5 protein-coding genes are annotated in these 8,496 nt (G+C 45.6%); 2 read left to right on the top strand and 3 right to left on the bottom strand.

All coding sequences use genetic code 11. The features are described from left to right. On the top strand, nt 1-1,603 hold a 1,603-nt coding region (fusA, locus tag A3766_RS02050), incomplete at its 5' end, for an elongation factor G (RefSeq protein WP_068641556.1). 268 nt (nt 1,604-1,871) lie between these two features. On the opposite strand, the gene A3766_RS02045 is transcribed toward fusA, so the two are convergent. Genes A3766_RS02045 through rluC form a run of 3 tightly spaced genes read right to left on the bottom strand, consistent with a single transcriptional unit; the run spans nt 1,872 to nt 4,468 of the window. Continuing rightward, the gene (locus A3766_RS02045) at nt 1,872-2,819 is read right to left on the bottom strand and encodes a S49 family peptidase (protein ID WP_231872200.1); all 948 of its coding nucleotides are present in this window, start codon (nt 2,817-2,819) and stop codon (nt 1,872-1,874) included. 13 nt (nt 2,820-2,832) lie between these two features. Continuing rightward, nucleotides 2,833-3,480: an HAD-IA family hydrolase gene (locus tag A3766_RS02040; RefSeq protein ID WP_068507955.1), complete on the bottom strand. Its 648-nt coding sequence runs from the start codon at nt 3,478-3,480 to the stop codon at nt 2,833-2,835. 4 nt (nt 3,481-3,484) lie between these two features. Continuing rightward, entirely contained in the window at nt 3,485-4,468 is a 984-nt protein-coding gene (gene rluC / locus A3766_RS02035; RefSeq protein WP_068507957.1) for a 23S rRNA pseudouridine(955/2504/2580) synthase RluC, read from the bottom strand. 951 nt (nt 4,469-5,419) lie between these two features. Between rluC and rne the strand changes: the two genes are divergently transcribed. After that, entirely contained in the window at nt 5,420-8,422 is a 3,003-nt protein-coding gene (rne, locus tag A3766_RS02030; protein ID WP_068641554.1) for a ribonuclease E, read from the top strand. The last annotated feature ends 74 nt before the right edge of the window (nt 8,423-8,496 follow it).

Here is an 8,496-nt window from a genome sequence, read left to right as displayed (position 1 = left end):
TCCAATCGGAACCGAAGATGACTTTGTTGGTGTTGTCGATATTCTTTCTAAGAAAGCTTATGTTTGGGATGACACAGGCCTACCTGAAAACTTCAAAGTAGAAGACGTTCCAGCCGATATGGTTGACGATGTAGACATGTATCACGAGCAGTTGATTGAAACAGCTGTTGAGGTTGATGACGACATCATGATGGCGTACATGGAAGGCGAAATGCCAACTACGGAACAGATCAAAGCCTGTATTCGTAAAGGTACTAATGACCTGACATTCTTCCCTACTTACTGTGGCTCTGCATTTAAGAACAAAGGTATCCAGTTAATTCTTGATGCTGTTGTTGACTACTTGCCTTCACCCACAGAAGTTATTCCTCAGCCATTGACTGATGAAGTGGGCGAGCCAACTGGCGAAGTTGCTACAGTTGCTGTTGACGAGCCATTCCGCGCACTTGCATTTAAGATCATGGATGACCGTTTCGGCGCACTTACCTTTATCCGAGTTTATTCAGGTAAGCTGAACAAAGGCGACACAGTACTTAACTCCTTCACAGGTAAGACTGAGCGTATCGGCCGTATGTGTGAGATGGAAGCTGAAGATCGTAACGAGCTAGATTCAGCTCAAGCTGGTGACATCCTTGCAATCGTCGGCATGAAAAACGTTCAAACAGGTCACACACTTTGTGATCCCAAGCACGAATGTACACTTGAAGCGATGGTCTTCCCTGAGCCAGTAATCTCGATTGCTGTTAAGCCTAAAGACAAAGGCGGTTCTGAGAAAATGGGTATCGCGATCGGTAAGATGGTTGCAGAAGATCCAACATTCCAGGTTCACACTGACGAAGACTCAGGTGAAACAATTCTACGCGGAATGGGTGAGCTTCACCTAGACATCAAAGTAGACATCCTGAACCGTACTTATGGCGTTGAGCTAGAAGTTGGTGAACCTCAGGTTGCATACCGTGAAACAATCACGGCTGAAGTTGAAGATTCATATACGCACAAGAAGCAGTCTGGTGGTTCTGGTCAGTTCGGTAAGATCGATTACCGTATCAAGCCAGGTGAGCAGAATTCTGGTTTCACATTCTCATCTACAGTTGTAGGTGGTAACGTACCTAAGGAATTCTTCCCAGCTATCGAGAAAGGCTTCCAAAGCATGATGGAGACCGGTGTTCTTGCTGGCTTCCCAGTACTAGATGTTGAGGTTGAGCTGTTCGACGGTGGTTTCCACGCGGTTGACTCCTCTGCTGTTGCATTTGAAATTGCTGCAAAAGGCGCTTTCCGTCAGTCAATTCCAAAGGCACAACCTAAGCTTCTTGAGCCAATCATGAAGGTTGACGTATTTACGCCTGAAGATCACGTTGGTGACGTAATTGGTGATTTGAACCGTCGTCGTGGCATGATCGAAGGTCAGGATGCAGGCGCTTCTGGCGTGCGCATCAAAGCAAATGTACCACTTTCAGAAATGTTTGGTTACATCGGCTCACTACGTACAATGACCTCTGGTCGTGGTCAGTTCTCTATGGAATTTGATCACTACGCACAATGCCCTAACTCTGTTGCTGAAAAAGTAATGGAAGAAGAGCGTGCAAAGAAAGCAGCTAAGTAATCTTTAGCTAGCCTTCAAAAAAGCGATCTTCGGATCGCTTTTTTTATGCCTGCAATTTAGCTACAAACCTACAACGACCAAATCAAAATGGCACCGGGATAACCACGTACATAACTCTACTCAGCTTCATTTATACGCAGCAATACTGTTATAGACCAGCGACTTAGCTTTCCCGACCTGAAAGAAATACACTATTCTGGAATAGCTAGAATTTCCCAGGCACAAAAAAAGGCGAGCTAATGCTCGCCTTTAGTCATTCTAAACCATACTACTGAATAGTCAGTGGGCTAGTCGTTAAAAGTTTACCTACAGCACTCCCTGCCGCAATACCCAGCGTTTTCGTGAAGCGCTCAAAGGGGTCTGGCTGCGGCGTAAAATCAATAATTTCCTCAGCTCCAACCACTTCTCTTGCAACATAACCTGCACTACCCAAACCATCAACCAAACCTTTTTCCAAGGCCTGCTCACCACTCCAGATCAGACCACTAAAGATCTCTTCATCAACCTTCAACCGCTCTCCACGCCCTTCTTTCACTTTAGCAATAAACTGCTGATGCGTGGTATTCAGCACCGACTCCCAAAACTCAACCTCATCACCCTTTTCATCGCTAAAAGGATCTAGAAAGCCCTTATGAGCTCCCGCTGTATATAAACGTCTTTCGACGCCAAGCTTCTTCATCGTATCAACAAAACCAAAACCTGAAGCCACTACACCGATAGAACCAACCAAACTTGCCTTATCAGCGTAAATCTTATCCGCAGCCGCAGCAATGTAATATGCACCTGAAGCACCAATATCGCTGATCACTGCATAGAGTGGCGTTTCAGGGTATAAGCCACGAAGTCGTTTAATTTCATCATAAACATACCCTGATTGAACCGGGCTGCCACCAGGACTATTAATGCGCAAGACAACAGCTTGAGTTCCCTCAGCTTCAAAAGCTGCTCTCAAACCCGTCACCAAAAAGTCTGCATTCGCCTCTTCGCCTGAAGCAATCACACCTTCCAGATTAACCAATGCGGTATATTGTTCAGTATCACTTATCTTATCCGGCGATAAACCCTCGCTCATCATAAACAATAAGACAAAAAGATAAGCAAATGTTAGCAGCTTAAAAAACACACCCCAGCGACGAGCCTTACGCTGCTCAACACCTAACTGAGAAACAGTCTTTTCAATCAACTTCCACTCTTTAGTATTATTCTCTGAATCCAAAATTTACTACCCTCTAACTTACATTCAGCTTTATCAGCTCTGAAAAATGATCAATTATTGCTTTTGGCTCATGTACGGACAAGCGACTCACTTCATGAACCCCATAACTCACACCGATTGCATCCATCCCGAAATTTGAAGCCATCTTCAAGTCATACTCCGTGTCGCCAACCATCACGCACTCTTTCGCAGGCACACCATAGTATGAACAAATCTCTTCCAGCATCATTGGGTGAGGTTTTGAGCGTGTTTCGTCCGCACAGCGCTCAATATCAAAATAGTGCCCAAGCCCGGTCGCCTTTAACGCGAGATTCAAGCCATTTCGACTCTTACCTGTAGCAACTGCCAAACTAAGACCACCCGCCTTAAGCGCCTCAAGCGTCTCAATAACGCCGTCAAACAGATTTTCCTGCGTCATCTCACGGCGAAAAAAGAACTCCGCATAAGATTGCCGCATATTTTCAACATCCTTATCCGACAGGCTTGGATACAAGCTTTGCAAAGCCTCCACCATCCCTAAACCAATAATATTCTTATAGGCATCATGCCCGAGATCGGGCAAGGAGAGCTTATTAGCGGCATACTCAAGACTCGCAACAATATGCTGCTCAGAGTCGACTAAAGTCCCGTCCCAATCAAATATATATACAGGGTACTTCATAACACTACACCAAGCCCATCTTTTTCAAATTAGCTTCATATACTTCGTCGTAGGGCGCCTCAAAACTCATCGCCCTACCGCCAGGCAAGGTAAAGTGAATCTCTTTTGCATGCAGCATCAATCGAGCTTTTTCCATTCCTCTAAACTGCACCAAATCGCGCGGGATATACTTATCATCCCCCACAATTGCATGCCCGGAAAATGCGGCATGAACACGAATCTGATGAGTTCGCCCGGTCACCGGCTTAGCTTCGACTAAGGTAAAATTCTCAGCACTAGATAAGATCTTGAACAAGGTCTGACTTGGCTTCCCGTCCTGGTGTACAACAACAATGCGTTCACCAGATTTTAATTCATTCTTCTTAAGGGGCGCGTCAACGCGCTTTTTATGCTTTGGCCACTTACCGAAAACGGCCATATGGTAAATCTTGTTAACCTCATCATTACGAAACTGCGCATGCAAGTCTCGCAAGGCAGGCCGCGACTTAGCCACCAAGATACAACCCGATGTATCCCTATCCAAGCGGTGCACCAACTCAAGAAACTGGGTTTCCGGGTAACGCTTGCGTAGCGCCTCAATTAAGCCGTAATTAACGCCACTTCCGCCATGCACAGCTAAACCGGAAGGCTTGTTGATTACTAGCAGCTGCTTATCTTCATAAATAATAGCTGAGGCAATAAACTCAAGAAGATTGTCACTCACCCTAATAGCGCCTTTAGAGCTACTTGCAACAACAATCGGTGGAATTCTAACAAGGTCATCAATCGCCAATTTGGTTTCAGGCTTGCAGCGCCCCTTATTAATCCGCACCTCACCCTTTCGAATGACTTTATATATTTTAGACTTTGGCACACCCTTAAGCTGAGAAAGCAAAAAGTTATCGACTCGCTGCCCTTCATTCTTTGCCGTTACTGTTACGATGCGGACAGCTGGCCTGTCATTTGTTTTGCGCTTTTCACCACCTTCAGCGGCTTGTTTTTCACTCATTCTATTCTCTACTTAGATCACCCTGAACTTTGGATGCGCCTTAAAAATCAGTCATATTACTTGATATATTTGCTGCGACAAGTAATTACTGCTATATTTCTGCGTTGTTGTAAGGAGCCCGCTCGCTGTGATCGATTAGCAGTAACAGACAATATAGAGTGAGTGACAAGAAATCTCAGGAATACAAACTTGGTTCATCCGTTTTTTCCACTGTCATCAGCCCACCTTCAACACACTGGTCCCGTAAAAAAGTTACATTGAAAGGCGCATTCCCCTATATAGATTCAGCTGAGTTCAGTCAACTATATAGCTAAAAGCCCACGGAGCAGTAAGACGACAGATTATATAGACAGAAAACCGACAGCTATTTGCTTGCGACACAAGCTAAATAGGCGTTGAAAGTTTTGTACGCACGCAATGAAAAAGAATACATAAAGCGAGCCTTTCCACCAACAGAGTGAAAAGTAGAAAGTACAGACAACACGACACGGTATAGAAAGCTCTGTCATGTCGTAAATTAATTAGGATTCCAGAGCAATTTAAGCTCTGGAAATAAAACTAAAGCGTGGAATCGCATTAGGAAAACAGAATTTATAGCCCGTAAGTGATGCAGACAACAAAGTCTTGCGATTGAACGCAGACCATTAATGTTAGTACGCACTATCACTTACTTCTTAGCGTTGAAAGGCAGCACCGGACTTGAGCGAGCATAAATACATATGCCCAGATCATTTGAAGGAAGCAATAAGACCAGACAATAGTTAGGAAATAGAAGTAAAACCAACAAACGCCATATGTGGCCACTTCCCCACCGCGAATTTGTCACGGGTACTGGGTGTTGCTGCTATGTATTGGAATTTGTTAGCTCGCTAACTTGATTTATAGCTGAGTAATTTTACTTTAAACCAAGCTGTCTTCCTGCGATTTCCAGCACAAAACTGGATTTCATTCATGAAAAGAATGCTTATAAACGCAACTCAAAGTGAAGAGTTACGTGTTGCCCTTGTAGACGGCCAAAAACTCTACGATCTTGATATCGAAGCGAGTTCTCGCGAACAGAAAAAAGCAAACATTTATAAAGGTAAGATCACTCGTATCGAGCCCAGCCTTGAAGCTGCATTTGNTGATTTTGGTGCTGAGCGCCACGGTTTCCTCCCTTTAAAAGAAATCTCTAAAGAATATTTTGACCCCGCTGCCGGTAAAGGCCGGGTCAATATCAAGCAAGCCTTAAGAGAAGGTCAGGAAGTTATAGTTCAGGTTGATAAAGAAGAGCGTGGCAACAAAGGCGCCGCACTGACGACCTTTATCAGCCTTGCCGGTCGTTACTTGGTTCTTATGCCTAATAACGCACGTGCTGGCGGCATTTCTCGCCGCATCGAAGGCGACGACCGCTCACAACTTAAAGAAGCCATGTCCGGCCTTGAAACGCCACGCAACATGGGTGTTATCGTTCGTACTGCTGGCGTAGGTCGTTCAACAGAAGAGCTACAATGGGACCTTGATTACCTTCTACAATTTTGGGAATCAATTACCAGCGCTTCTGAAAGCCGCCCCGCTCCTTTCCTCATATACCAGGAAAGCAATGTCATCATCCGTGCTATTCGCGATTACTTGCGCCAGGACATTGGCGAAGTACTTGTTGACGCACCGCTTGTGTTTGAAGATGTTCTAAATTTCGTTCGTTCAGTTATGCCTGCTTATGAAAGCAAGATCAAACTCTACCAAGACGAAACGCCATTATTCAGCCGTTATCAGATCGAAGCTCAAATCGAGACAGCGTTCCAACGCGAAGTAAAACTGCCTTCTGGCGGCTCAATTGTTATCGACCCAACGGAAGCACTTGTTTCAATCGATATCAACTCAGCTCGTGCAACTAAGGGCAGCGACATTGAAGAGACAGCACTTCAAACTAACCTTGAAGCTGCAGAAGAAATTGCTCGCCAGCTTCGTTTACGAGATATGGGTGGTTTGGTTGTTATCGACTTTATCGATATGGGCCCTGCAAAAAATCAACGTGACGTTGAAAACCGCATGCGTAAAGCCCTAGAACTTGACCGCGCACGCGTTCAGGTTGGCAAGATATCTCGTTTCGGGCTCCTTGAAATGTCACGACAGCGTTTACGACCTTCACTAAGTGAGACCCGCGCAGCAGTATGCCCTCGCTGTAGCGGACAAGGTACGATTCGTGACGTTGAATCTTTAGCACTGTCAATCATGCGCCTAATGTATGAAGAAGCCTCTAAAGAGAAAACAGGTTCGGTCCAAGCAGTCCTGCCGGTTCCTGTCGCTACTTTCTTATTAAACGAGAAGCGCCAACAAATTCAGGAGATTGAACGCAGGCAGTCTGTTCGCGTTATCATCATTCCTGACATGGCTATGGATACGCCTCACTATGAGTTACGTAGACTTCGTGAAGACGAAACCAGTGATGATCAAGCTAGTTACAAAATAGAAACAACACAGCCAGAGGAACAAGCAGTTCCAACAGCCGCAGCAAAAGAAGTCGTGCGCGAAGAAGCTGCGGTTAAATCTATTTCACATGCTAGCCCTGCACCTCAAGTTTCAGCGCCTGCAACTGAAGCTGCACCTCAAAAGCAAGCTGAGCAAAGCGAAGAAACTGGCCTAATGAAGCGTTTGAAATCCAAGCTATCGGCAATGTTCAGCGCAGAAGAGAAAGCCTCCTCTGTTGCTAATGAAGCACCTGCTAGAAAGCAGCAGCGCAGCACTCAAGGCAACCGCAGTAACCAGAAGAATAGAAACAAGCAACGAGACTCTCAGTCTGGCGATAACGCTTCAGGCAACAACCGCAACCGTAATAAGTCTGGCCAAAATCGAAATCAACGCGATGAAAATCGCAGAGATGATCGCGGCAACCAACGTAACCGACGCAATCAAAACAATGACTCGCGTCGTAGCAATGATAATCGCGGCAACAGATCAAATTCTGAGAACACTCGCGACCAGAAGCAAAACGATTCACGCACTCAGAACAAAGAAGGTTCGCAGCGCAGAAATCGTAGCGGTAACCGTCCTGCCAAGAAATATGAGGATAAACAACGCCCTGAAGAAGCGCCCGTGGTAAACAATACCTTAGCAAAAGCGGACGACAGTGTAGAAGCCAATACCACAAAGCCTGAAGCTAAAAGCAGCGAAAATAAATCCACTACTCGCTCTTCTAACCGTAGACGTTCAGAAAACCGTGGCGAGCGCCGTAGCAAAGCTCCTACGAAGAATGCTGAAACTGACACCAAGGGTGCAGTTAGCACAGCAAGCGAAAGCCTTAAGGAAACAACTAAGCCTGTCGCTACAACTGAGCCTAAAGCAGAAGTCTCAAAACCTAAGGTAGAAGAGAAGAGTTCATTGCCTCAAGCGAGTAGCAACGCTAGCCCTGCACCTGCTGCAACTGAAAGCAAGGAAAATAAAAGCTCTGATAAAGCTGAAGTTGCCGAAACTAAAGCTGTAGATTCGCCTAAAGCAGCAAAAGAGAGCAAAGCAGAAACAAGTGATGAAACTGCAACTGAAGTAACTACATCAGATGCCAGCTCTAGTGATAGCGAAGAGAAAACTTCGACTCGCCGACCTCGTAGCCGTAACCCTCGTAGAAATCGAGGCAATAAAGCGACAAACAGCAAGTCGGATGCCTCTCCAACGAAGACGCAAGCTGTTGCTGATAAGGAAAGCGCGACAAAAGAAATAACTGGCAATACAAGCCCTAAAGCCGAAGCGAAGCCGGCTGATGAGCATAAAGTCGAAGTTAAAAAGCCAGCTCGCCGTCGTAGACCTAACCGCTCTAACCGGGTTCACAATGACCCAAGAGCGCAATCAGCTGAAACTGAAAGCGCGGCGGCTCCTAAGTCACCAGAGCTGTCAGCTGTTAAGGTTGAGGTGAGCCCCGCTGAATCAACAGCAAAAGCTGAAGACAGTAAAGCAACTCAGACTACAGATACTGAATAGCATTTCCGCTAATTAAGTTCTGAAAGACCTCAGAGCCGGTATGAGCAATTAGTTCTTACCGGCTTTTTTATGCT

The organism is Oleiphilus sp. HI0132, from assembly GCF_001635845.1.
This window is presented reverse-complemented; position numbering and strand designations above follow the sequence as displayed.

Coding starts and splice junctions, on each gene's coding strand:
- A3766_RS02040 (WP_068507955.1), bottom strand. CDS start 3,480: ATGAAGTACCCTGTATATATATTTGATTGGGACGGGACTTTAGTCGAC.
- rluC (WP_068507957.1), bottom strand. CDS start 4,468: ATGAGTGAAAAACAAGCCGCTGAAGGTGGTGAAAAGCGCAAAACAAAT.